Source organism: Bdellovibrio bacteriovorus (assembly GCF_025558485.1).
GTDB classification, from domain to species: domain Bacteria; phylum Bdellovibrionota; class Bdellovibrionia; order Bdellovibrionales; family Bdellovibrionaceae; genus Bdellovibrio; species Bdellovibrio bacteriovorus_G.
The window spans coordinates 103,706-127,723 of the sequence record NZ_CP102930.1; the positions used below are offsets into that span (position 1 = coordinate 103,706).

Sequence of the window (24,018 nt, forward strand, 5' to 3'; positions counted from 1 at the left end):
AGAGCACTATGAAACTGAAGTTCCTTGCTGCGGGCCTTGTAGCCTTGGCAATGTCTATGACCGTCCACGCTGATGAATTCGATGGCGGCAGTCCTGACTACGATCCTCGTCCAAACCCACACTACTCCGAAGCAGAGATTCAAAGAAAAATTGAAAACGAAATGGCAGTGGCTTGCAGAGGCAATCTTTGCTCTATCGTCGGCACTGACGGTCACGGTGAAGGCTGGACAGTCAGCTTCCAGGTTGGTTACGGCAACAATCCAAACTCTGGCGGCAACAACTTCTATATCGGCGACGGCAGAAATGCTCAACAAGATGGTTCTGACTACTACGCGGGCATCACTGTGACTTACAAAAACTACTCCTGTAACTCCACCCTGCGTGTGACTCCTTCTGTTTACCGCTTCGTGAACACGTACATGTACAACATGGTTAATGCTGACGGTTCTACAAAACGTAACTTCTCTCCAGCCGATCAGACTGTGATCCTGTTCTATACGACAATGTTGAACAAAGTCGATAACTGCAAGGCGCTTAACTAATTGCTCACTGACAGAGGACTCATGAAGATCACCACGAAGAAGATCTCTCTTCTAATTTCCGGATTCGTTCTGGCAGGACTGGTTCCTGGATTGGCGCAGTCCCAGGTGCCTGCCCATCAAACAACGCTTCTGAGTCCTCTAAGTTTCACGAACAGAGCGCAGTGCGCTTTGGATTCTGAAAAACCCACCTCCTCTGTACTGGTCATGATCGACGGATACAATGCCGGGAAGTTGGCCAACTCTGTTGCTAAACTTCAAGGACTGGCTCCTGAAGAATACAGCAACAAAGCCATGAAGGAATTCCGTCTTTCTGTGGCTTACATGACCCTGAATATCATGAATAAAATGATTCGCGGTCATCTGCCGGTTCTGCCGACAAATCTGAAAACCGCGCAACTTCCCAAGTATGTCGGCGCTTCACAAAGATGCGAAAAGGCCGGCAACAATTGCAGCGACATGAACGACTATCTTTCCGGTATCTGGACCCGCGCTGGAAAACGTGCCGATCTGACGGCGTATGATCGTTTCACTCAAGACAACTTCCCTCTGCATGCCTCCAAAGACCGCTTGGGTTGCTACTACATTAAAAAATTCTCTGCCCTGCAAGGGCATCTTCATAACTCTGAAGTCAACCAGTCCAACCTGCAGGATATTGCCCTGGCCTATCTGAACGAAGCAGACTACCTGACCGGGTGTTTTGATTCTGACGACAAACTTCCCAATCGCTTTGTGACTTTACAGATCGACTGGGAAACCAACAAAAACTCTTTGGACATTCAGGGGTTCGACTTCTGGAACAGCTTGAAAATCTATCTGTCCTGGGCATGGCGCAACACCAATGAAGTGGAAATGCTAAGTCCTTCCTTTGGCCGCCTGTTCCGTTCCATTGCTTTGGAAGAATCAATCATGTTCTCTCCAAATGGCTGTAAAAGCATGACCAAACCGTCCTGTGACAGTGAGTACCTTGCCACAAACAGTGTGCGAGAGCTGGCCAAACTCAGCGACTCTGTCACACCCGAGCAGTTTGACAATGTTCCTGTCGGCACAGAGCTGGAGCTTCTGGAAAAAGGTGTTCGCGGAGTTAATAACGACTTCCTGGGAACTCAGTCCCACGACACGGCCCAAGGGTGGCTGCAAAACTTCCGTAAGAACCTGATCCAGTCCCGCGCGCTGATTAAAACCAAATATCAATCCGCAACCATGCACCTGAATCTTCTTCAGGATCAACTGGGCGTGGAGCTGCTGGCTCATGGTTTGAACAAGGAGCTGACCGCCAACGCTTCCTCCGACAACCTGATGAATGAGCTTTATTATCTTTGTACGGAAGTGCGTCTGGCTGGCGACAACTCTCTGGACTTCCTGAAATCCAATATCGACCGCATCGCTGAGCTTAAAAACATGACTCAGATGCAGTACTCTGAAAGAAGATCCATCAAAGAACACATTGATTTCTTCAATAAGCTGTCTGCTCCGATTCTTGCAACCTGCAATCAGCTTGAAAAACAAAACTTCTGGAGCAAGCCAGGCTACACCGTCAGCAAAAACGGTTTTTCTGCCTGGGCAAAAGAAATGCTGCAAATCGGTCCGGATGCAGAAGCCGCGCCCTTTGTGCCAGCGACGTTCTCTGGAAAACCAACTCTTTCCTGGAGCGGCCAGACTGCCGCAGGCGCACAGACCATCTGTAGCAGCTCTATTGACTGCGCCCGCCTGGCTGTAAAAAGCGTGGTGGATCTTTATGCGGTGTCTGTCTATGCCGATGCTTTGATTCCTTTGGCTGGAAAATCATCTGATCCAAATCTGTTCAACCCTTATGCAGAATTGACCACTTGTAAGATGTATGATCCGTGGTTCCAGACTCAGCGTATGAACAAGGTCTTTATGATCGACCTTGCTAATACGGCCCTGTTTGGCTGGAACGTTCTGCCAATCTATCTGGATGTGAATTTCACTGCTCCGAAAGTGGTTTCTTTCAACCAACTGATGAAAAACGGCGTTCTGAAGTTCGATCCCCGCCTGGAAAAATCCAAGGCGCAGACTTCTCTGGTTGCGGATTTCGGTCCTTTACTGGGGGCTCCATGTGCAGTTTCCCTGAATAGCAACGGCATCAAGCACTACAACTTCTATTCTTTCACCGGCCTGACTGTGAATTACTGTGATGCCAAACAGAAAAATGAAGTGATCTCTTTGAAAGCCACGGACTTTGCCAATGGCGCCAGCACCGAGCGTTCCTTCTGCGGCGGCTGCACCCTGAACTTCACGGCAGTTGCAGCAGCTTCCACGGCCACTTGGAGTGGTGGTGTAAATCCGGCTAAATTCATCGTCTATCTGTTCCGCACCTTCCAGAAGTATTTCAAGGCCAAAAAAGACAAGGTCAATATTCCGCGTGGATGGACTGTGAACCCGGCTTATGCCGCTGAAGTTTACAAAAAGTATGGCGAAATCCCTTCTCATTGCGTGGATATGCTGGGGAAAGGTTTGAACTGTTTCTCTGACACCTGTGCTGCAAAAGCCGCTCAGTACATCGAACAGACATACAATGCCAAGGTTCACAGCGCCTATATTCATAACGATGGCGACTATCAGGGACTGGCGACCGATACCGTCCTACGAACCAATCTTTGTGAGGGCGATATATCAGTAACTGCTTACTGCAATGAAAATCGGCTGGAAAAATTCCGTGTTACGAACGTTTACGGCTGGAGCAAAAGCTGCCGCAGAGCTTTGGGGAAATAGCACATGAAGCAACTTTTGACGGCGGTTATTCTACTGGGAACTCTGCACGCACAAGCCTGGACGATTGAATCCAAAGTTCAGGTCGGCAGCAAAGGTGAATTCAGTGACACTGTCACGCTGTTCTGTCGCGCTGACGAAAATCTGTGCGAAACTGTCTGTGGCGATAAAAACGCCTGCCATAAAGAACAAGAGCTGTGTTTCAACTGCCTCGGCACCGCCAATCCGATTCTGCGCACCGTCTTTACGGAAGTGGATCGTCTTTACCGCAATACCCTGCAGGCCGTTCCGGTGCTGGATGCGGCAAAGGTCTTTAAGAACAATCACGTCTTTGTCGCCGCCCGCAGTATTTACAACTTCTATTCTGCCATCGATAGCGTCGAGGTACAGACACGCTTCCAAAACCTGTGTCCGAATCCATCAGCTCAACCGCTGCTGGTTCTGGAAAAGAATCTGAATAATGAACCGACCCGGATCAAGTACGTCGTTTGCGATGGCACAGGTCCTTATAACCAGGAAATGCAAGTGCTGGAGTACTCTCCGCGAGTGGAATCCGGTGCTTCGGAAATTAAATTAAACCAACCTTAAAACAGAACGTTAGATCAAAAGGAGAAAACAATGACTAACATTATGAAATTCGCAGCAGTAGCCATGCTATTGATCTCTGCACAAAGCGCAAACGCAATTTCTTTGCGTTTCAAATTCAAAACTTTCAGCTCTGGCCCAAGCATCTATGCTTGTAACGCGGGTATTCGCGCAGCAGCTCAAACTGGAAAAGTTTGTTACAACCAAAAAACAGGTGCTTCCTGTACTCCAACGGCGTGTGACACAGCCAAAGAAATCTGTGACACTCAGTGCGTTTGCTCCGGCGACAACGGTGGCGATACTTTGATGAACTACATGAAAGTTAGCTATGCTCCTTGGACAGACCACCCAGCTGCTGGTTCTGCAGGTCAACCTTACACTAACACTGTAACAAGATCTTCTGATGACGGTGGTGCCTGGAACGCATTGTTCAACGGCAGCAACGGCGAAAACGAAGCTTATGGCAACCGTATCGGTGACCTTCAGTTCAACCTGGGTTCTGAGCTTTACATCGCTGAATACTTCGTTGATATCTGCTATCGCGGCCCACAAATCGAATACAATGCCGACAATGTTGTTGCTAACTTCAACATCATCGCTCAGGTTTCTGCCACTGACTTCCTGAACTCTGCAGTTGGTCACGGTCAAGACGGCACTGGCGCAGTAGGCACCCCAGGTTTGGAAGAAGCAACTGCTGAAGCTTTGAAATACACCAAGCTTTCCGGTCTGCAAGTTAAAGCACACATAGTATGTGATCAACAAGGTCTGGGCAGCTTGCAAAATGCAGCCAACAACCAAGGTTACTACGACACAACTGTTAACGAAGCGACATTCCAGTTCAATGCTTCCAAAGCAACTGAAAAACTTGCTGGTGACTTGTTCGCAACTGCGACTCCAGCTTCCTCTTCTGCTTTCGGCACAACTGACTTCGGCAGCGGCGCTTTGAATCTGAACTTCTCCGGCCTTCAGTCCGCAGGTGGTAACAACGGTCAATGGTTGAACGTAAACAACACTAAAACCCCACGTTTCTGCAAAGTTAGATACGTATTCACAGAGACCAACGGTCGTCAGACTTTGAACTCTGCAAATGCATTGAAATTCAACTTGAGAAAATGGCAGCGTCACGGTGCTGAGCTTTGCACTCACACAACTATTGAAGAAGTTCACTAATCACTGATATCGGATAACTCCAAGAGGCTGTTATGAAATCAAATGTTGTAAAGATATTTACCTTCGCGACTCTTCTTGGGGTTCTGGTTTCCGCTTCTTCAGGCTTTGCGGCCTGCAGAATGCAGAATCTCGGTGCTTTGAACATCTTTTTGAATTCCGAAACCGGTGCCGCTGGAAGATTCTCCAACGGCGCCAAAACCTCTCAAGTTCCCTCTCTTGTTGAACACTGTGCTGCGACTGACGGTCCTTTCCTGATGTTGGCAGTCGGCATTGTTTCACCTCAAGTGGATGCCAATTTCTCTGATTTGGTGTTCGACGGTAAAATGGAAGCGCCCCGCTGCTCTTTCAAAAATTCTCCGTTCCAGCTTAAGGAACCGATTTATCCCACAGCCGGTCTGGTCGCCCGACAGCATCAGATCCTGAAATCATGCACCTATCTTTCGGTGGCTGATCTCGAAGGCCGCGCTTTAAGTTTCAAAGTCGATCAAACAGCCTGCAAAGTCACCAATGACAATCGTGGCTACATTCGCATGGAAGGCGACTATTGCTTTCTAAGACTTCGTCCCTTCAACCGCGTTTCCATCAGCGTGGCTCTTAAGGAAGAATGTCAAAACCCGGAATTTCTTAAAACTCACGGAATCAATCCGCAGGACATTCCATTTGCTCTTAATAGCTATCTTTCCGGAGACGATTCCGGCCTAAGCCCCGACTTAACCGCTCTGGGTACACGCCAAGGACGACTTTACATCCAGCCGTCTGAAAAGCTTATGGCTGTGACCGAAGACAACGGCGAGGAAAACCCCCGCTTCCCCACTGACTTAATGGTTGATACCCACATGGGAAATATCAGTATCACGGGTCAGAACAACACCTACACCATCATCACCTCTTTGGCGGCCTCAAACCTTGGCCAGAACAACTGCAAACAGGGCCATTGCTCCACGCCGAACAATTTCATGGCTCCGGTGGCAGCGGAAATGGAACTTTATCGTTTATCCTCTGGCGGTAAAAAAGAACTTGTCGATTCCTGGTGGTATGCCGACTTTATTTTCCCACAATGGCAGGGCCTTTTGAAAACCGTGCCTCACAATCTACAGGAAACTCACATCGAGGCGGGCGACGAGTACGAATTGGTCACTCTGTTCGTGGACCCTCTGGATGACTTTACCATGGCCACTCAGGACTTCTTCCAGTTCCTAATCAATATTCAAGGCACTTTGGGAACTGCAGGCATTGACCCTATCAGCTCTTTGCCGGGCTTTACCAGCAGCCGAGGTCTGCGACCTGTGGCCGGTTTGCCAGCATTGAGTTCAGGCGATTCCACACAAATTGTAGAACAGGCCATTCAATCTTTGCGTATGTTCGGCGACAACAATCAGTGGCCATCTTATTACACAAAAGTCTGCAATCCCTCCAAGTCCTCTTGTGCTGATGCCGGTAAATCCAAATTCTATTCCAAGCTGACAACTCGCTTTAAGATTTTGGAGGCCAATCCATCTTCTGGCGTCCTGAAGCTGGGTCAGTACACTTACAAACGTGAGTCACCGGTCCTGGGCAATTATACTCAGTCCTTCCAGGAAGACCCTGCTGTAAACTGTGAGGCTCCGCAATGATGCGCCTTCTGATCGTGCCACTTCTGACCCTGGGGTTCTGCCTGCAGGCGGCTGCGAAGATAAATGTTAAAAATAAAAAAGATGAGCCTCTTCCCAATGGCACTTATTCCGAGGACCTGTACTTGTGCAATCTGGGAATTTCCCACCCCAGACAGCCTGCACCACCATCTGGAGCCTGCGAAAATCCCAATTGCGAATCCGCAGTTATCACCAACCCAATGGGTGGAACTGATTCCCTTTCCTTTGAGCTTTCAGACCGTCACGGCAATCCGATCGACAACGACGTACTGGTAGCCGAATCAGATCCGAAAGTATATTCATCGGCACAAACGCAGTGGTTCAACAACATCACCGAGCTGACCGTGAATTTGTCCAGCGAACGATACGGCGCCACTTATCATTTGGATTTCTGTTATTTGGGCCCGGTGTATGAAACGCCGTCAAAGAACGGTGTTTGCGACAAAGGACTTAAAAAAAGTAACGGCAACTGTTACGGCCAGTATAAAAATCCTGACCATGCCAATGATCCTGAAAGCGTTGACAATGAAAACCCCGGAAATGGAAACGGACCCGGTGGCAATGGCAATGGCAATGGCAATGGCAATGGCAATGGCAATGGCAATGGCAATGGCAATGGCAATGGCAATGGCAATGGCGGATGCAATGGCAATGGCAATGGCAATGGCAATGGCAATGGCAATGGCAATGGCAATGGCAATGGCAATGGCAATGGCGGATCGAATCCTTTGGAAGATCTGTCAATTGGTAAATACAGCGTTCAAACTCTTTTGGGCGCAACCAACCGCAGATATATTCAAAACTCCGGCCTGCAAGTGCGCTCTTACTACGTCTGCGAGTATCGTAACAACGGCGGGCCTCGCGAGCTGAATGAAGTCTCTGCACCGGGCCTGACCCTGGGCGACTCCAATGCTCCGTTTATGAACTTCCCGTCTTTGCAAATGACTTTCTATCGCCTGCTGCTGAACTCTAATCCGCTGAATGCACCACGCTTCTGCCTGATTCGTTTTGAGTTTCAGGAAACCAGTCAGGCCCCACGCAAGAACACGGAAGATCAAGTCGAGTTCACAGTCGGCACTGACATCATCAAAGAGGCCACGGAATCCTCCTGGCCCGGACTGAACTAAGCCAATGAAGCATCCGGTTCTTTGGCTTTTACTAATTCTGTTTCCCTCGCTGGGAAGCGCTTCGGTGTGGAACACACACCAGTCGTGGACACAAGAGCATGAAACGGCTTTTTCTGTTTTTATGGAAAGGGACTTTCATGCCGAAATTTTCTCTTCCCCCAGCTCTGAGTTCTACGGTCTAAAAACGGATTGCGCCGACGCTGTCTATGCCGCACGAATTATTTTTGCCGCAAAAAACGGTTTACCCGTTCAATTCGCCGATCCCACAAAAAGTGGCAGCTATATCAATCAGAAAATGTCGCGCTGGGATCATCAGACGGAATCACAGCGACTGCGCAGTTTTCTGGAATATGTCAGTGACCTCAGCTCCACTTACACGTTGGAACTGGACACCTATCCTGTGCAAATTTCCAAAGAAGGCTTCCGCCCGGGTGTCATTTTTCTAAGCCCGCACCTTTCTGAAGAGGAAAAACGTCGCACCGGTTTCAACGGCGGACACGCAGAATATGTCAAATCCATCACTGACACCGGCTTTGTCGAGGTGATTTCCTCCACCTCCCCGCGGCTGGTTCGCACTTTAAGTCAGAGCCGAAATCCCTACATGGCCCCTTTGCTGAAACGTGCCGGATACCGTATTTGGAAACAGCCGGGCCACTACGGCCTGCGCCTGGAACAGCTTCCGAATTATGGCCTGAACCAGTTCGATCTTGCTGAATGGGCACCACTGAAACTTATCAATCGCCGCCAGATCTTCCAGTGGCACGAGGAAATCCGCCGTCTGCTGCGCATACGCATTCCTTCTTTCGAGGAACGCGTGGAGGTCGTTGTTGAAAGCATTTGCGGACTTCTTAAAACCCGCGCAAAGCTTGTGCATCAGGGGTGGAGCACAGTGGCAGCCAATGGCAACCGCTGCCTGTCAGGGGATCTGCGCGATGAGTTTTCCACGGACAGCCGTGACAAGCGCATCCGTGATGCCTACTTGCAAGTGCGGGACCTGTATGACTGGAAAAAAAGAACGGATGGGGATAGCGATCTTGCCGGGGATGTCAGCGATGGCCGTACCCTGCTTGAACAGTGCCGTTTTGAACATTGGCCCGGTCGTCAAACGACAGCTTGGGAAATGGCCTCCCGATCCCTGCAAGGGGATCTGATCTCATCTGCCGACTATGCCCCGGCTGTGCGCTGGGGGGACCGTCGTCCCGCCGGCAAAGACTGTCGCTAAATTATTTTTCCTCGATCAGTTTTGGTGAAGGCAAAGGTTTGACTTCTTTTGGACTGCCTTCCGGGTTCGTCAGCATCGTCTTGATACGATTGGTAAGGTCCTGCTTAATTTGCAGATACTGCACCATACGTTCCGGTCCCAAAAGCGGCTTCAACTTGTCGAATTCTTCCTCGCTCATACGCCCGTAGTTTTGCAAGGACTTGCGATACGTGACCAGTTCTTCGTCCTTGGCTTTCTCCGTCGCGGCTTTGCTCATCTTTTCCACGGAAGCCTGAAGTTCCTGGTTGAATTGCGCTTTCTTTTTATTGATTTCTCTGACGATATCGGAAAATTTCTTTTCCTCAGTGGTGTTGAGCTTCAGCTCATCACTCATTTTCCAGATTAGCAGTTCTTCGAGCTGATTGCGTTTCTCCGCAGCGTGGGCGGCCACGGAGAAAGCCGAATTTAGACAGAAAATTGAAATTAGAAACAGAGTCAGTCTGCGCACGTCTTATCACCCGAAGTCAGGGTGTTAGCGTCCGCTTTCACCCATGATTTTATTGAATTTATCTACAGATAAATTTTCAAATGATTCGCGAGCTACGTCCATAAAAAAGTCAGATTCGCTCTGCGTGGAGATCAAGGTCTGGGAAATTTCCTCTGGGGACAAAAGGGCCTCAGAGACAATTCTTTCATGGCCATCACTCAACAGGCCGGCGCGGGTCATTGTCTGGTTTACTTTTGACACCTGCGGAATCAAAAGAGAAGCCAGTACGAACAGGGATGCTACGCCGCTGACGGGATAAAGCCATCCCCGCCAGTGAGAGCGAAGCAAATTTCTGGGGGTCATAAGCACCGGGGTTGGTTGAATTTCAGTTTGTTCAACCTCTGCCATGATCTTGTCATGCAAACGATCAAAGAAATCATCGTTCATGGGCAGTTCAAGATCATCAGCCGATTTCAACCCCTTTCGCACCTTATCCATGCGATCCATACGGTCCACTTTGTCCATGTGCCTTTCCTATCCTTCTGCTTCCGCAAATCTCTGGTTTACTTCGAGGAAGAAGCCACCTACTTCTTCCGTCCAGTTTTTAAGCTCCGACTGTTGCTCAAAAGTCTGACGAAGTTTCATCAACGCATGTCTGTAATTCGCCTTCGCTGTATCGTATGGACATTCCATAATGTCAGCGATCTCGTTAAAGCTAAGATCCTCGTAAACACGAAGAACCAGGGCTGTTTTCTGTTTAAATGGCAACTTTTCTACTTCATTCTTAAGAATGTCAGAAACCGCCGTATGAACCAGTGTCGTTTCAGCTTCCGCATCCACCGCCAACTGAACATCATCAATGTCCACGGTTTCTCTTTTCCACTCGCGAATTTTGTTCCTGGCAGTATTCACTGCAATCTGGAACAACCAGCTTTTGAAAGAAGCGCGACCTTCAAAGGTATTAAGCTTCTCGTAAGCCTTGATGAACGCTTCTTGCGTCACATCCTCCGCTGTGTCCATGTCCTTCACAAACCTCAAACTCAACCGCAGCACACTTCTTTGATGTCGTTTCACGAGTTCGGAAAAAGAGCGTCTGTCCCCAGACTTCACTTTTTCTACCAGTTCAAGATCCGTCACGTTTAGATCTCTCTCCATACTTTGACTCGTTTCTGTCTAAATTCGGTTAACGTCCTGAATTTTTTTCCCAGAAGAGCCATTCTGCCCCCCTCAGCCCCCGGTAAATTCGCCCCCAAACCCGCGGTGCCTACACTCTTTCACTAATGCAACGATGATGCCTAAATGACAGGAGTCAAAGTGGCTCTAAATATATGAAATATCTTAGGAATTACGCATTTCGTTATGACATGTATAACCGTTTCTTATGGACTGGACCAACGTCTGATGTGTTGCCTTATGAGTCTGTATGCAGCATTGCCGTTCTGCTTCTCTATTAATAGGTTAAAACCGCCAGCATTCTTGGCTAGAGTTTCAGGAAGCCCTTAAAACAGGAGGCCTCGTGAAACACCTGTCTGTCTGCCTTTCGCTGATTCTGTTTTCTTCCTTGAGCCATGCCACAAGTGTTCTCTCTTTCCGCATTTATTCTGTGCGGGAGCTGACACCGTTTGTGGATCGTTATTATGGTCGGGATGGTTCCGCCTTTGCGACTTTGTTCTGCAATGACAAGACCTCCGAAGTCATGTTCGTGGACAGCCGTTATGCGGATCTGGATGGAAAGGTTTTTTATTTCAGTTCACAGGAAGCTTGCGCAGAGGCACGCAAAATAGCAAAAACCAGCCGCTGTGAAGCAGATCTGGTTTTAAATACAGCAACAACCGGAGCCACCATTACAGCAGCCCGGTGCAAATAGCTTTATGAAACAATCGTGGTGCGGTTACGGCCACCTTGTTTGGATTGGTACAAGGCCTTATCGGCACGGTCGTACACTTGAGTCCATTCGGTCTCGTTCGGAAGCTTCGTGGCCACGCCAACAGAGATCGTTACTGGAATTTTCTTACCTTCAAAGACAAAGTCGTGCGCCTCGATGGTCTGACGAATACGTTCGCCCACTTCACCAGCCGTTTTTGACGGAGAGCCCGACAACAGCAGCACAAATTCTTCCCCACCATAACGGGCAAAGAAGTCATTGGAACGAATCAGCTTCGTGATCACGATACGGCAAAGTTCTTTTAGAACGTGGTCCCCGCCTGGATGTCCGAAGCTATCGTTGATTTTTTTAAAGTGATCAATATCGAAAGTCACAAGACTGAAGGGCTCGTTCAAAACTTCGGCGCGCTTCATCGCCTCAGGTCCCTTATCTAAAAGTGCTCCTTTGGAATGAGCTCCCGTCAAAGCATCCTTCTGCGCACGATCGTACATCGCGGCATTCGTCATGGCCTCGATGCTGCCTTTTTCCAGGAATTTGAAAATCACGTTCCCGGTTTTGATCTGGTCGTTATTTTTCAATAAACAGGAAGCCAATGGCGGAATCACCTGACCATTCACGATGGTTTTATTGGTGGAACCCAAATCAATGACAGACACTTCGCTGGCATTCACTGCGAATTTCGCGTGCGAGCGACTTAAACTTTTATCGTCGATGTAAACCTGGCTTTCGACAGAGCGACCAATAACGATGTCACTGGCCGTGATAGGATACTGTTTACCGACGTAACCCGGAGGTCCAATCAATACAACAATTGCCGGAGGCACATCATCAGCCTCTTTAAGACGACCCTTGAAAGTGTCGCTGGCAACAATACTGGTTTTTTCTAAGTTGTCTGAATTGTCATCATTGTGAGCCATAGGAAAAAGTATAAATCCCCGGGGCGACGAATGACAATCATGCTTTCTTCAATTTCTCTTTCGCTAGTCTCTTGCCCAGCTCCACACCCGGCTGGTTGAATGCGTCTATTTGCAGGTACTCACCCAGCCCCGCAACCACCAGCTGCCAATACATGAACATGTAACCCAGACTATGTTCATCTAGGACTTTCGTCTTAAGAGTCATCGTGGAAACGCCATTTTGATTCAGGGCCTCTTGCGTAGCCAGACATTCCGCCCGCAAAAGCTCACCCATGGTGCGACCTTGCAGATCCAGTGTTTCTTTAAATTGAGCCCGATGAATCCGCTGCGATCCACCTTCGGATTCTTCGACACGCTGGAAGATCACGAACTTATCCTTCGTTCCTTCCATCACCTGCTGCAAAATGGAATGCTGGTCCGAAGCCCCCACCGCCGCCATCGGTGTACTGACTCGCGGCGCGGGTTTTCCGTCACGCGTGACAGGTTTTCCAAGAGATTCCGCCCACAGTTGCTGATACCAGGCCCCGAAAGATTTCATACGGGAGTTATAAATCCACAAAAGTGTGATCCATTCCTGGCGCTGATAACTTTGAATCACCTGCGCCATGGTCTGCGTGATCACCGCGGTATCGTTCAGAGCACGCATCGCTCCCACACGGAATTTTTCCAGATCCAGTCCCAAAAATGCCGCTGGCATCATTCCCACAGGGGAAAGTACAGAAAAACGACCGCCAATATCCACCGGAATTTCACAGATGGTGACGGAGTTATCACGAGCCCACTTAGTCAGACTGCTATCCTTGGTTTCAGAGATAACCACACTATTTTGGGAAAGAGACAGGCCTTCTTCCCGATAGATCTGATCCACCAGTTCCAAAGCACACAAAGATTCAATCGTCGTTCCGCTTTTGGAGATAAACGCCCAGGCAACCTCTTTCAGATCACCCAGTTCTTCAATCATGGCTTCAAAATCCAAAGCATCGACATTATCAACAAAGTACATATTGCGAGCGCGGAAGACCTCAGCAATCACACGGGTCCCCAGAGAGCTTCCACCCAAACCCACGATCACCAGCTTTTTAAACTTCTCCGCCAGCTCTGTCCCCACTTGATAGGACTGCTGCCATAAAGAAACCCTCTCCATCAACTGAGGAAAGCCAATCTCTGCACGTTGCAAAAACAACTTCAAAGACTCCTGACATTTCCCCAAAACAACCGGATCAACCTGATGATGCCCCTGAGTAATCTCCAACATAACAACGTCTCTTTCCCACAAATCACAATTTTGAATCTTATTAAAAAGGATTTTTTCAACGAAGCCCGACAGAATCCATCCAGAGTTAAAGGTCGATCAAAACAGCTCGAGCGCAAGGCGGAGGGAAACCCTCGCAGCGCAGGCGTGCTCAAAGCACGTCGGAGCGAGAAGGTTTTCCGACAACGCAGTCGATCGGGCTGTTTTCATCGGCCGGCTAGGATATAGCTACGTCTTCTTCGATTTTGTGGTAACCCTTCCACTCCTTCAAACGCCCTCGCGGTCGTCCTCCGTCTTCCGGGTACTCGATAAGAACATAGGTCAGCTTCGTGATTTTTCCCAAAGACACGATATCCAAAGATGTGACTTCAGTCCATGTTCCTGTGTTGAAATATTCTTTATTCTCTGACCACTGGCGATACTGATAGACGTGTGTGTGTCCAAAAATGACCGTGTGGACACGCTCATCGCTCAGAATTTTACGGGCGGATTCACTTAAATCAGGGAAAATAGCACTTTCCGCGATGACCTGAACAATCCTTTTTAACGGCCAGTGACGACGCGGGTCCTTCACAAAGGCACTTTTAATAAAGTACCCCATGGCCATAAAGAAAGCTTTGATTATCGTTCTTGTTTCATTCAGGAAAGCCCAACGCAACATTTTGCCAAAAGGACGGATCTTATCCACGTGCGGATAGTGTTGTTTGATCTTAAGTACAACTTCCAAAAAGAAGTGCGACCCAAAAGGCAGATTCAGGATGGGCTCCACCAGATCCTTTTTTAGGAAGAATTTCTTGGGGTCCATGCGATTGGCTGCCTCGTGCATGTGACCATGCTCGATATGAACGCCATCGAAGAAATAAACGATATTCTTAAAGCGAATCGGGGTTCCGATCACCTGATTCAGGTAGGCGCGGCAAGCCGGCCACAACATTCCCTGATCATGGTTGCCCACAATGTAAGTGATGGTATTGCCGGGCTTGGCAGCGAACTCAGCCAACGCAGTAAATACATTGCGATGACCGTTCACGCAGTCTTTTAGAATTTCCAAAGTGACGGCTTCGGTAATCACGGAAAGGAAATGCCCTTTGTAATCACACTGCAGGAAGTTCAGGAAATCGCCGTTGATGATAAGTTCGACTTCATAGTCGCGAAAGACCCCGGTGGAATAGTAGTGGATGAATTCCACCAGTTTTTCACCATAATAGAACTCTTCCAGGGAATTGATCCCCCCTTGCGCCAATAGACGGCCCTTCCCCAAATGGAGATCACTGATAATGACCTTAACCTTTTTAATGGGAGCGGGTTTCGCGACGGCGGTGCCTTCGCTACTCTCAGCCTGGGAAGTGGCTTCCATACTACTCAGCTTTCTTCAACGGAACGAGATTCTCTTCCTTTGCCTCCAGGTTCGTCAAAGCCAAACGCAGTGCGCGCTCGGTTCGTTTGACCTGATCCTGATTGGCCTCGATCGTCTTGTTAAGCTCAAGACATTTCTTACGGTAATTATCGAGTTCCTGAGAGAGCTGATCAATCTTTCTTTTTTGTTCTAAAATATACTCATCTTTGGACCGAACAAGAGCGGATTTTTCTGCACGGAGCAATTCCAGGCGGTTTTCCAGCTCTCTTTCGCGAACACGGATCTTCTTGAAGTCGGATTTTAGTCTAGCTTCAAGCTCTTCCACCTTGATGCGGGCCTTGGCCACTTCATTTTCTTTGTATTGAAGGTTGCCCTTAAGAATCAGAATCTCGCTTTGCGCGGACTCCTGCATCTCGGTCTTTTCTTTTTCAATTTCAGAAATACGAACAGTCAGGTCATCCGTGCGAGAGCGAATGATTTCACCAGCCGAAGCCAGCTCTTCATTTTCAGCACGCAGGAATTCCACTTCTTTTTCCAGTTCCAGAATGCGCTGCTGTGCCAGCTTCAGATTTTCAGCCTGCGCCAGACTGGCATCGACAGACGTCATCACATTGGCAGAACCACGGCTGCCACGGAAATTACCGACACTGACCTTAACATCCACTTCCGGAGCCTTGCGTGCGCCCACACGGGCATTGGCAAAGCCTTCCACGGCCACTGTTTTATCGGCGTCAGTGCCGACAACAGAACTGGTCGCACCAAAATCCTGCTGAATGGAAACGGTTTTATCCTCTCCTGCCGAAGACGAGGAACTAAAGACCGGACGAGTGGACTCATCATCCATTTCCGGAATCGGCGGGGACTCCAATTCATCCGCGGACTGATAGCCCACATCTGCGGAAGGACCGTCATAGCGGTCCTCTTCAGCCGTCGGGCCCACCATAAAGCGCTCGGAGGGAGGAAGATCTCCAAAACCATCCGGCATTTCAAAGTCGTTCACGTCCTCTGACTCTTCAGGGTTTTCAAGAACTGCTTCCTTGTAGGAACCTTCATACGAACTGGCTTCGCCATCCGCAGAATAATCCGCACCGCCAATGAATTCAGAGGCATCCAGATCCTTGCTGGGATCTTTGCTGATATCTTTTTCAAGATTGTCCCAAAGGTTTCCTCCCGCAGAGGTTTTATCCAGACGATGCTCATCCGCATCCAAAGTCGGCAGACCGGCAAAATCATCATCAGAGCCACCCGCACGGTACGAGGACTCGGATTGAATATCCTTGAGGTCATCCATCAATGACTCAATGAGATTCTCAGCAGCTGAAGATTTCTTTTTCTTTTTGCTCATGTCTAAGGGAAATATCGGAATTTTCCGGTCCTCCCTTTAAGGATAAAACAAAGCCCTATCAATAACAGGATCTAAGTCGGGCCTGTCTCATTCCAAGACATCAGGGCGCTACGACCCATCCTTTTTCTTCTTCTTTTGCAGGTAATCCAGAATGAAAAACGCCGAAACCAATACAACCAGCGGGATAAGAATAACCAAAAGGTTCACGAACTTCTGAGGAAGATCCATGGGATAAAGAAAACATAAGTGAAATTGATAGGTTAAGACAGGAATTCACAAAAGCCCTCTTTAAAAAGTAATTGATCCTCGTAGCGACCCGTATTTTCCGGGAATCCTTCCACCATGTGAGGAGCCGCACCACCGAAGCACAGAGCCTCTTTGCCATCAGCGCATGACAACTCCGTGTCAGAACCCGAAGGTGTATAACCCGGAGCCGTTTCGTCTCCCGGAGTTCCTGGATCATCTGCCACAGCAGAAGCTGCGGACTTCTGATAGTAATACGGACGGAACTTCAAGATGGGACATGAAGCAGCCGCTTTACTGCCCATTCGGAACTGCAGAGTGGTGTGATACAGTTGTCCTTCTGGGATCGTGAAGCTACAGGTAATATCGGGCGTCACGGAAGTAACAACGCAATCACCGGCCTCGGCTCTATTCAAGTTTGTAAAGGCGACCGTCTCAGCAGCTGACTCCCATTTCATACCCAATCGGAAATACAAGCCGGTTCCGTCTGGTACCGTCACGTCCGTGGGGTCTGTACCCGGATCTGTCCCGGGATCTGTGCCCGGATCAGTGCTTGGATTTTCAGTCACTGTTGGAAACGCCTGCTCATCTCCGGAACAGGAAATTGTACCAAACATCGCTAAACAGAGAACGCATGCTAAGATATGCTGTGTTTTCATATTCATATCTATCGGCAAACGCTCGCATCTCGTTGATACCTCTGCGCATTTTTACCTAAATTTTGTTTGGTTTGATGAAGATAGCCAGACCAAGGATTGGACTGGGTGTGCGAATTTCGCAAAGGAACCGGACCAAGGACCTTGCATTGAAGACCCTTAGTCCAAAAGAAGAACACTAAACTGTGATGACCTTTTTGTAGTCAGCCAAACGTTTTTCAAGATCACCCAAAGTAACCTTTGCCAACGCCTTCACAGAGAAATCCTGAATCGTGTGAGAAGCCATCATGGAACCCATGATGCAGGCTTGCTTCAAGTGAGCGATCGTCGGAACTTCCTTCTGAGCCGCCAGATAACCGAAGAAGCCGCCCGCGAATGTATCACCTGCACCAGTGGGATCAACCACTGTTGGGATCGGCATCGCCGGAAGAATAAAGTAACCCTCGTCCTTGGTGTACATAGCAAAGCCATACTCACCGCGTTTGATCACAACAGCTTTTGGTCCCAATGCCGTAATCAGTGGGGCCGCAGAAATCGCATTGGCAGCACCAGTCAGCATCTTGGCTTCCCCTTCATTGATCAAAACCAAATCGACCTTTTTAAGAACGTCGATCAGCTTGTCTTTCTTGATGGAAATCCAGAAGTTCATGGTGTCCATACCAACAAACTTAGGAGACTTCACCTGCTCCAGAACCTGCAATTGCAGCTCAGGGGCAATGTTTGCCAGGAATACAAAAGAAGAATCCTTGAAATGCTCTGGCAATTGCGGGTTGAAGTCCGCAAACACGTTCAGATCGGTTTTCAAAGTTTTCGCTTCGTTCAGGTCACCTTCATAGGAACCCGCCCAATGGAAGGTCTTTCCCGGAACTTTGGAAAGGCCCGCCAGATCAACCCCACGGTTGTTCAGAAGGTCATAGTCATTCTGGTCGTAGTCTTCACCGACCACACCGACAACGCGAACTTTAGAGAACAAAGACGCTGCCAAAGAGAAATAATTCGCAGAACCACCCAAAGCTCGGTCCACTTTACCGGACGGAGTTTCGATGGAATCGTAAGCAAGACTGCCGACAACAAGAATTTCAGACATAATGTTACCTCTATTGTTGATTGTTTTGTTCTGCTTCCTGCGCAGCCAAAAGTTCACGTTTATATTTAGGCAGACCCGCCAGACGGGAATTGGAAATATCCATCGTCTGAGGACGCTCTTTCACTGTCGTCAACTGACCACAAGCTGCGAAGATATCACGGCCCATAGAGCGACGAAGAAGAACATGCGCGCCCAAATTCATCAATTCAGTGTGGAACGCCTGAATTGTATCGTCATCCGGACGCTCGTAACCAGAACCCGGGTGTTCGTTGAACGGGATGATATTGATTTTGCATGGAACGTCTTTCACCAGTTTTACCAACTGACGGGCGTGTTCCAACTGGTCTGTGATACCTTTCAACAAAACGTACTCGAAAGTGATCTTATCTTTGGAAACACGGTAGTGCTCTTTACAAGCTTCCAAAAGTGTTTTCGTGTCCCAGCGCTTATTGATCGGCATTACTTGGGAACGGATCTCGTCATTTGGACCGTTCAAGCTGACCGCCAAACGAACTTTCGCATCAGCCACACGCCACATTTCCGGAACGATACCGGAAGTGGAAACAGTGATCTTCTTACGGGACAGGTTAATACCCCAAGGAGAGTGAATAACGTCGATTGTTTTGAAAACGGCTTCTGGATTGTCCAGCGGCTCGCCCATCCCCATGAAAACGATATTGGTGATGCGCTGACCTTCAGCCAAACGATCATGCACTTGCATGAACTGACCTACGATGTCTTCAGTGCGCAAACGACGTTTTAGTTTTTGTTTGCCAGTGAAACAGAATTTGCAGGCCATGTTACAGCCCACTTCAGAGGAAATACACAAAGTCAGACGGTCTTCAGAAGGGATTACAACCGCTTCCACAGACATACCGTCTTTCATGTCGAAAAGGAATTTCTGGGTGCCATCCACGGACTTCAAGTGCTGAAGAACCGGAGGAAGCTCAAAGGACAATATTGCCGGAAGATCCTGACGGAATTCCTTGGACAGATTGGTCATCTGCTCAGGATCAGTCACACGTTGTTCGTAAACCCATTTGAAGATCTGCTGAGCACGGAACTGCTCTTTGCCTTTGCTTTTGATATAGGCTTTCAGATCTTCCAAAGTCAGGGAGTAAAAATTGACCGGTTGATTTTCGAGGGGTTTGGCGACGTTGTCGTCAGAATAATTAACGGGCGCAAGAATGCTGCCGGCGTTTGCTTCCATCTTCGGGCTCCTTGGCTTGTGACAGCCGTGCTTGTTACAGCTGGGATCTTCACCGATCTATCGGCCGATCCCGTTTGGTTAAAGGATTATGTGTGCAGGGTTTGTAGCACAAGCCCCCCTCATTTCCTAGGGATTTCATATAATTGGGAGCTCATGAAGACAGTTTTTGAGGGCTTTTCGGGAAAACTTACAAAGGTACGGACTTACCTGTGGTAGCAAAACCGCGTCTAATGCAAGTGCACTACCAAAAGTAAGTCCGTACCTATGGAAAGAATCCAGTTGGTGGGGTCGGCTCTTGTTTTTCTTTGGCGCATCTTTATATTGAAGGACATGATTTGGCCCTTTATTTTCCTGTCCTATGCCAGCCTTTTTGTATTCGGTCTGACCGACAATATCCGAGGGCCCCTTTTCCCTGAAATTCTAAAGCAATTCTCAGTCAGTGACGGCATGGGTTCTTTGATGTTTGCCCTGAGCAATATCTCCGGCCTGATTTCAAGTTATGCATGCCGCTACCTTCTGCGTCGCTATGACCGACTGACCGTACTTAAAGGCGGAACTATCGGACTGGTGGTTTCCTTGCTGGGGCTGGCGGCATCACCGATCTTTCCGGTGTTTTTGATCTTCAGCTTTGGTTTTGGCTTTAGCATGGGGATTCTGGGATTGGTGCCCAATGTTCTGGTGCCAATGGGCTCCAGCCCCGAACGCAAGCAGCGCATGCTCGCGGGACTTCACACCATGTATGGACTGGCAAGTCTGATGGCTCCGCTGCTGGCGGCTTCGATCGAATATCTGACAGGCAGTTGGCGCTGGACCTTTGCCATCGCCTCTGTCGGGCCGCTGTGTCTGCTGGCTTACACCTATCATCCCAGCCACAAATCTTTGCATTCCCGTTCCAAAGTGACGGCGGATGAACATCGTGCCAATAAAAAGAAAAACCTCAAACCCCAGCTATTCTTGGCAATTATGCTCAGCTTCGCGGTGGCAGCAGAGATTATGATTTCCTCCCGCCTGGCGCTTTACATGCAGCGCACTTGGAATTTTTCGATGGAGGCGTCCAGCCTTTATGTGACCTATTTCTTTGTCTGCATGATGCTGGGCCGACTGACTTTTGCGGTGATTCACTTTCACCAGTCCGCCCGCTTTCTGCTTTCGGCATCCCTTGTGGGTAGTTTGGTTCTGCTGCTGGCGGGACTTTTCATTCATCCGCTTTTCCTGGCAGGAGCCGGTCTGGCCGTGGCACCGTTCTATCCACTGGCAATTTCGTGGATATCTTCTGAATTCCCGCAGGATCTGGATACCGCTGTGACCTATATGATGACGACGGATTCGCTGATGTTGATTCTGATGCACTTGGTGATCGGAAAGCTGACCGACTTTATCGGCATTCACAATGCCATTCTGGCGGGCTCCTTCTTCCTGATCGGGTCCTTTGTTATGGTGAACAGCTACACTTGGTTGTTTAAAAAGCAACCAGCCCTGGTGTCCGCCCCTGGTCAGGCCCATTAATATTTACAATTTCCATAATTTCAGAGGAATATTTCTTCTGACTTCTTTAAAAATAAGCCCATGCGCACAGGGCTTATTTCTATTCTTTTCTTTGTCTTTCATTTTGCCAATGCCACCATCGTGGATTTGCCACCCGAAGGTCACCTGCCGTCATTAATGCTGAATCAAAATGACGAGGAACTATATGCTCGCGGAATCATCCCCAACGCCGGTCCAAGTTCTTTATGTGGTCCCGCCAGCGCCATCAATTGGTTGCAACTGGAATACGGTCCCTTCAGTAAGGATCGGCAGATTCAACTTCTACAACTGGCCGCCCAGCTCAGCTTGCAGCAAGGGGTTGATGTTCACAATGGCCTGATTGAACCGCAACTGATTCAGTACATGCGCAATCTGGATACGCTTCTTGTAAAAGAACACACCTATCAGGGCAAAGGGCGTTACTTTTCAGATAACGAGCTAACGACTGAGGACCTGTTTTCCTCGAAACGGCAGATTCTGTTGCTGCGCTATGATTCGCGCCCAACAGCGCCACCGTCCATGGGACGCCGGGACCGCGGCCCTCGTGGTGGTCAAGATCCCATGATTCCCATCGTGAATGAAAACGAGATTCGTGGATTTCATTTCGTGCTGAAAGTGGCCGCCCTGCCTGAAACTCGGGAGATCGTGTTTCTTGATCCGGAAAACCCCGCACGCTATTCCCGTGCGAAGCTGGAAATTCGCAACAACCCCCGCAACCAAAAACCGGAACTGCGTTTACTGCCGTCTTCACGACAGGATCTGGCAAGCTTCAGCGGAAGTGGTCTGATGCTCTGGACAGCGCTTTCGTCTATCGAGAAACATAAAGGTGAATGACTGGCATGCGATGCTCACGCCTAATGACGGAGAATGCCGTCATCGCTCTCTTCCGGCAGGGAGTCCTGAATTTCTTCCGGTGTAGCTTCTCGAACATCCAGGGCCTCGATTTCAAAAATCAGATCCTGTCCAGCCAAAGGATGATTTCCATCCAGGGTAATCCGGTCTTGCGACAGATCCGTCACACGAAACTTTTCAACGTTTTTTCCTTCGCGGGCAAACAGAACACTTTCACCCACTTTCAACTTGGAACTGCCGACCAGGGATTCCCGCGCCAGCTCAAGCACTTTGGTGGTGTCGTAAAATCCATAGGCTTCCTCGGCACTAAGTTCAATCTGACGTTTTTCACCCTTGCGAATGTCCTTTAGTCCCACCGACAGGCCCGGTAAAGAATGATCCGTCCCTTCCGGTAATGAAGTCAGAACATCACGGTTGTACGTGGAGCTGATAATCTGCCCCAGTTTGTTTTTAAGAACACAGTGAAACGATACAATCTGAACGTTCATAGCATGTCCTTTTGTTGGCGAAACATTGTTTGTTCAAAAACCCGGATGCATTTGTGGTTCAGTATCTAAAGAAAACAGCGAACGAGTATCAATTTGAGTCACGTGGATCACATGGGCGACCTGGCAAGAACTGCGGTCCCGACGTTTAGTATAACACTCTAAACCTATCCTGCCAGTCCTAATACCAAAAAAAATCCCGAAGATTACTTAAATCTATCGTATTTGAGCTCAACCGCAGGTCCCAGCCACAGGGCCGCCTGGGTATGGTCATAAAGATCGTCCCCTGTCAGCTCATGCACCAGGACCGAAAGATCGCCGCGTTCATGCATAAGCCACAAAACCACTTCGGTAAAATGTTCTTTGGGGAAATTGATTTCAAACATAGGAACCGGGTGAGGTCCGATTGCTTCAGGGATCATCTCACCCACAAAAACTTTTTTACCTTCGAACATACGAATGGCTTCGTCACGCAAACGGGACGCCTTATCACGATGAACTTCATCGAAGTAAATATGCGCATCGAACTGACGAGGAAAGCCCGGAGGCAAAAGCTGACTATTTACTTTGTAAGATCGCTCCATAGCCTCCCCTTTCGCGCTTCCCAAAGATACCTCGCCTAGTGCGCAGTTTGGATATATTCTTTCAGTTCCGGGATTTCGCAAGGAACACAGCCGACTTTGCCAACAACCACGCCTGCAGCATAGTTTGCCAACATGCAAGAGTGAACCAGCGACAAGCCTGACATCAGCCCCAAAGCCAGGGCCGCAATAACGGTGTCTCCTGCACCCGTCACGTCGAAAACTTTGCGCGCATAGGTTGGAACCTCTGTGATCTCGTCACCAGACACAATGGTCATGCCATCTTTTCCGCGCGTCAGAACAACGTCCTTGGCACCGGTGATCTTTTGCAGCTCACGCGCCACTTCGATCACCTTGTTGGGATTGTCACGCAGGTCATTGAAGTCCTTGCCAGTCAAAACCACGGCTTCGTCATAGTTGGGTTTGATCAAGTCCACGCCCTGATAGAAGGAACCGTGATTATTGCGATGGGGATCGACCATCAGTTTCTTGCCGTGCTTTTTGCAAATCGCAGAAACTTTTTCCACCACGTTGCGAGAGATCACGCCCTTGGCATAATCTTCAATCACCACGCAGTCGGCTTTGGCCACATTCTTTTCCACAGCTTCGATCAAACGCGCTTCCGCTTCGGCAGAAAGATATTTTTTTAATTCATAGTCCACGCGCACCAAGTGGTGGTGCTTAGCCATCACGCGGGTTTTACGCGTGGTCGGACGGGCCTTGTCCACGATCATGTATTCCCAGCTCACGCCATTTTTTTCAAACAAATCGCGCAGCAGGTTGGCCCCGGTGTCATCACCGACCACAGAGATCAACATCGCTTCCCCACCCAGGCTGGCCACGTTTTGCGCCACGTTCGCCGCCAGGCCCAAACGCATGTCTTCTTCTTCGACTTCCAGAACAGGAACCGGAGCTTCCGGGCTGATACGACGGACCTGCCCCATCACGTATTCATCCAGACCGACGTCGCCAATAATAAGGATCTTCTTACCCTTCAAAAAAGGGATTTGATTTAAGAGAAGTTCTTTTTCCTGAGGGCCTACGGTGGCCTTTACGGGTGTTGTCATTTTTTCATTCTCCGGAAAGCTGATATGGCTCTTTTGTAGCCCATGGGGACGAGACTGTCACCCCTAAAACCCCGGACTTGGCGG

At 49.0% G+C, this 24,018-nt stretch carries 23 protein-coding genes; 10 read left to right on the forward strand and 13 right to left on the reverse strand.

Features of this window, described 5'->3' with window-relative positions; all coding sequences use genetic code 11:
* Nucleotides 1–8: 8 nt before the first annotated feature.
* The 7 genes from EZJ49_RS00545 (at nt 9) to EZJ49_RS00575 (ending at nt 9,007) form a co-directional block, all read left to right on the forward strand.
* Complete coding sequence (locus EZJ49_RS00545; RefSeq protein ID WP_262553436.1) at nt 9–542, forward strand: protease; 534 nt, start codon at nt 9–11, stop codon at nt 540–542.
* Between the two features lie 21 nt (nt 543–563).
* A complete protein-coding gene (locus EZJ49_RS00550) occupies nt 564–3,275 on the forward strand; it encodes a hypothetical protein (protein WP_262553437.1) in 2,712 nt (903 codons plus the stop codon).
* Between the two features lie 3 nt (nt 3,276–3,278).
* Nucleotides 3,279–3,860: a cation-transporting ATPase gene (locus EZJ49_RS00555; protein ID WP_262553438.1), complete on the forward strand. Its 582-nt coding sequence runs from the start codon at nt 3,279–3,281 to the stop codon at nt 3,858–3,860.
* A 30-nt stretch (nt 3,861–3,890) separates the two neighbouring features.
* Complete coding sequence (locus tag EZJ49_RS00560) at nt 3,891–5,027, forward strand: protease (RefSeq protein WP_262553439.1); 1,137 nt, start codon at nt 3,891–3,893, stop codon at nt 5,025–5,027.
* Nucleotides 5,028–5,059: 32 nt separating this feature from the next.
* Entirely contained in the window at nt 5,060–6,640 is a 1,581-nt protein-coding gene (locus EZJ49_RS00565) for a hypothetical protein (protein WP_262553440.1), read from the forward strand.
* On the forward strand, nt 6,637–7,785 hold the full coding sequence (locus EZJ49_RS00570) for a hypothetical protein (protein WP_262553441.1): 1,149 nt from the start codon (nt 6,637–6,639) through the stop codon (nt 7,783–7,785). Before EZJ49_RS00565 ends, EZJ49_RS00570 begins: the two co-directional genes overlap by 4 nt.
* 64 nt (nt 7,786–7,849) lie before the next feature.
* On the forward strand, nt 7,850–9,007 hold the full coding sequence (locus EZJ49_RS00575) for a hypothetical protein (protein ID WP_262553442.1): 1,158 nt from the start codon (nt 7,850–7,852) through the stop codon (nt 9,005–9,007).
* A 1-nt stretch (nt 9,008) separates the two neighbouring features.
* Here EZJ49_RS00575 and EZJ49_RS00580 read toward each other — a convergent pair whose 3' ends face one another.
* Genes EZJ49_RS00580 through EZJ49_RS00590 form a run of 3 tightly spaced genes read right to left on the reverse strand, consistent with a single transcriptional unit; the run spans nt 9,009 to nt 10,628 of the window.
* Nucleotides 9,009–9,494 (reverse strand): hypothetical protein, encoded by a 486-nt coding sequence (locus EZJ49_RS00580; protein WP_262553443.1) that lies wholly within the window; start codon nt 9,492–9,494, stop codon nt 9,009–9,011.
* 24 nt (nt 9,495–9,518) lie between these two features.
* Nucleotides 9,519–9,998 carry a hypothetical protein gene (locus tag EZJ49_RS00585; RefSeq protein WP_262553444.1) on the reverse strand — a complete coding sequence of 160 codons (480 nt, stop codon included), beginning with the start codon at nt 9,996–9,998 and terminating at the stop codon, nt 9,519–9,521.
* Between the two features lie 9 nt (nt 9,999–10,007).
* The gene (locus EZJ49_RS00590; RefSeq protein WP_262553445.1) at nt 10,008–10,628 is read right to left on the reverse strand and encodes an RNA polymerase sigma factor; all 621 of its coding nucleotides are present in this window, start codon (nt 10,626–10,628) and stop codon (nt 10,008–10,010) included.
* A 361-nt stretch (nt 10,629–10,989) separates the two neighbouring features.
* On the opposite strand from EZJ49_RS00590, the gene EZJ49_RS00595 reads away from it, so the two are divergent.
* Nucleotides 10,990–11,340 (forward strand): hypothetical protein, encoded by a 351-nt coding sequence (locus tag EZJ49_RS00595; RefSeq protein WP_262553446.1) that lies wholly within the window; start codon nt 10,990–10,992, stop codon nt 11,338–11,340.
* A 2-nt stretch (nt 11,341–11,342) separates the two neighbouring features.
* Here the strand turns inward: EZJ49_RS00595 and EZJ49_RS00600 are convergent, their stop codons facing one another.
* From EZJ49_RS00600 to rlmN, 7 genes are all read right to left on the reverse strand, one after another.
* A complete protein-coding gene (locus tag EZJ49_RS00600) occupies nt 11,343–12,275 on the reverse strand; it encodes a GGDEF domain-containing protein (protein WP_262553447.1) in 933 nt (310 codons plus the stop codon).
* Nucleotides 12,276–12,312: 37 nt separating this feature from the next.
* Nucleotides 12,313–13,530, reverse strand: a complete 1,218-nt coding sequence (locus EZJ49_RS00605) for a glucose-6-phosphate isomerase (RefSeq protein WP_262553448.1) — start codon at nt 13,528–13,530, stop codon at nt 12,313–12,315.
* Between the two features lie 214 nt (nt 13,531–13,744).
* Entirely contained in the window at nt 13,745–14,884 is a 1,140-nt protein-coding gene (locus tag EZJ49_RS00610) for a metallophosphoesterase (protein WP_262553449.1), read from the reverse strand.
* A gap of 1 nt (nt 14,885) precedes the next feature.
* Nucleotides 14,886–16,175 carry a hypothetical protein gene (locus tag EZJ49_RS00615; protein WP_262553450.1) on the reverse strand — a complete coding sequence of 430 codons (1,290 nt, stop codon included), beginning with the start codon at nt 16,173–16,175 and terminating at the stop codon, nt 14,886–14,888.
* Nucleotides 16,176–16,489: 314 nt separating this feature from the next.
* Nucleotides 16,490–17,131: a hypothetical protein gene (locus EZJ49_RS00620; protein ID WP_262553451.1), complete on the reverse strand. Its 642-nt coding sequence runs from the start codon at nt 17,129–17,131 to the stop codon at nt 16,490–16,492.
* Between the two features lie 175 nt (nt 17,132–17,306).
* Nucleotides 17,307–18,215, reverse strand: a complete 909-nt coding sequence (locus EZJ49_RS00625; RefSeq protein WP_262553452.1) for a PfkB family carbohydrate kinase — start codon at nt 18,213–18,215, stop codon at nt 17,307–17,309.
* 10 nt (nt 18,216–18,225) lie between these two features.
* Nucleotides 18,226–19,425: a 23S rRNA (adenine(2503)-C(2))-methyltransferase RlmN gene (gene rlmN, locus EZJ49_RS00630; protein WP_262553453.1), complete on the reverse strand. Its 1,200-nt coding sequence runs from the start codon at nt 19,423–19,425 to the stop codon at nt 18,226–18,228.
* A 330-nt stretch (nt 19,426–19,755) separates the two neighbouring features.
* On the opposite strand from rlmN, the gene EZJ49_RS00635 reads away from it, so the two are divergent.
* Complete coding sequence (locus EZJ49_RS00635) at nt 19,756–20,931, forward strand: MFS transporter (RefSeq protein WP_262553454.1); 1,176 nt, start codon at nt 19,756–19,758, stop codon at nt 20,929–20,931.
* A gap of 60 nt (nt 20,932–20,991) precedes the next feature.
* Nucleotides 20,992–21,783, forward strand: coding sequence for a hypothetical protein (locus tag EZJ49_RS00640; RefSeq protein ID WP_262553455.1), 792 nt, complete (start codon nt 20,992–20,994; stop codon nt 21,781–21,783).
* A gap of 20 nt (nt 21,784–21,803) precedes the next feature.
* On the opposite strand, the gene EZJ49_RS00645 is transcribed toward EZJ49_RS00640, so the two are convergent.
* From EZJ49_RS00645 to rfaE1, 3 genes are all read right to left on the reverse strand, one after another.
* Nucleotides 21,804–22,289: a peptidylprolyl isomerase gene (locus tag EZJ49_RS00645; protein WP_262553456.1), complete on the reverse strand. Its 486-nt coding sequence runs from the start codon at nt 22,287–22,289 to the stop codon at nt 21,804–21,806.
* Nucleotides 22,290–22,492: 203 nt separating this feature from the next.
* Nucleotides 22,493–22,870 (reverse strand): DOPA 4,5-dioxygenase family protein, encoded by a 378-nt coding sequence (locus tag EZJ49_RS00650; protein ID WP_262553457.1) that lies wholly within the window; start codon nt 22,868–22,870, stop codon nt 22,493–22,495.
* Nucleotides 22,871–22,905: 35 nt separating this feature from the next.
* Nucleotides 22,906–23,934, reverse strand: coding sequence for a D-glycero-beta-D-manno-heptose-7-phosphate kinase (rfaE1, locus tag EZJ49_RS00655; protein ID WP_262553458.1), 1,029 nt, complete (start codon nt 23,932–23,934; stop codon nt 22,906–22,908).
* Nucleotides 23,935–24,018: the final 84 nt, after the last annotated feature.

Bases quoted from the DNA above. Each gene is read 5' to 3' on its own strand.
- EZJ49_RS00555 (WP_262553438.1), top strand. From the start codon at position 3,279: ATGAAGCAACTTTTGACGGCGGTTATTCTACTGGGAACTCTGCACGCA.
- EZJ49_RS00585 (WP_262553444.1), bottom strand. From the start codon at position 9,998: ATGGACAAAGTGGACCGTATGGATCGCATGGATAAGGTGCGAAAGGGG.
- EZJ49_RS00620 (WP_262553451.1), bottom strand. From the start codon at position 17,131: ATGAAAACACAGCATATCTTAGCATGCGTTCTCTGTTTAGCGATGTTT.
- rlmN (WP_262553453.1), bottom strand. From the start codon at position 19,425: ATGGAAGCAAACGCCGGCAGCATTCTTGCGCCCGTTAATTATTCTGAC.
- EZJ49_RS00615 (WP_262553450.1), bottom strand. From the start codon at position 16,175: ATGGATGACCTCAAGGATATTCAATCCGAGTCCTCGTACCGTGCGGGT.
- EZJ49_RS00650 (WP_262553457.1), bottom strand. From the start codon at position 22,870: ATGGAGCGATCTTACAAAGTAAATAGTCAGCTTTTGCCTCCGGGCTTT.
- EZJ49_RS00565 (WP_262553440.1), top strand. From the start codon at position 5,060: ATGAAATCAAATGTTGTAAAGATATTTACCTTCGCGACTCTTCTTGGG.
- EZJ49_RS00640 (WP_262553455.1), top strand. From the start codon at position 20,992: ATGCGCACAGGGCTTATTTCTATTCTTTTCTTTGTCTTTCATTTTGCC.
- EZJ49_RS00605 (WP_262553448.1), bottom strand. From the start codon at position 13,530: ATGTTGGAGATTACTCAGGGGCATCATCAGGTTGATCCGGTTGTTTTG.
- EZJ49_RS00600 (WP_262553447.1), bottom strand. From the start codon at position 12,275: ATGGCTCACAATGATGACAATTCAGACAACTTAGAAAAAACCAGTATT.
- EZJ49_RS00545 (WP_262553436.1), top strand. From the start codon at position 9: ATGAAACTGAAGTTCCTTGCTGCGGGCCTTGTAGCCTTGGCAATGTCT.
- EZJ49_RS00635 (WP_262553454.1), top strand. From the start codon at position 19,756: ATGATTTGGCCCTTTATTTTCCTGTCCTATGCCAGCCTTTTTGTATTC.
- EZJ49_RS00550 (WP_262553437.1), top strand. From the start codon at position 564: ATGAAGATCACCACGAAGAAGATCTCTCTTCTAATTTCCGGATTCGTT.
- EZJ49_RS00625 (WP_262553452.1), bottom strand. From the start codon at position 18,215: ATGTCTGAAATTCTTGTTGTCGGCAGTCTTGCTTACGATTCCATCGAA.
- EZJ49_RS00570 (WP_262553441.1), top strand. From the start codon at position 6,637: ATGATGCGCCTTCTGATCGTGCCACTTCTGACCCTGGGGTTCTGCCTG.
- EZJ49_RS00610 (WP_262553449.1), bottom strand. From the start codon at position 14,884: ATGGAAGCCACTTCCCAGGCTGAGAGTAGCGAAGGCACCGCCGTCGCG.
- EZJ49_RS00560 (WP_262553439.1), top strand. From the start codon at position 3,891: ATGACTAACATTATGAAATTCGCAGCAGTAGCCATGCTATTGATCTCT.
- EZJ49_RS00645 (WP_262553456.1), bottom strand. From the start codon at position 22,289: ATGAACGTTCAGATTGTATCGTTTCACTGTGTTCTTAAAAACAAACTG.
- rfaE1 (WP_262553458.1), bottom strand. From the start codon at position 23,934: ATGACAACACCCGTAAAGGCCACCGTAGGCCCTCAGGAAAAAGAACTT.
- EZJ49_RS00590 (WP_262553445.1), bottom strand. From the start codon at position 10,628: ATGGAGAGAGATCTAAACGTGACGGATCTTGAACTGGTAGAAAAAGTG.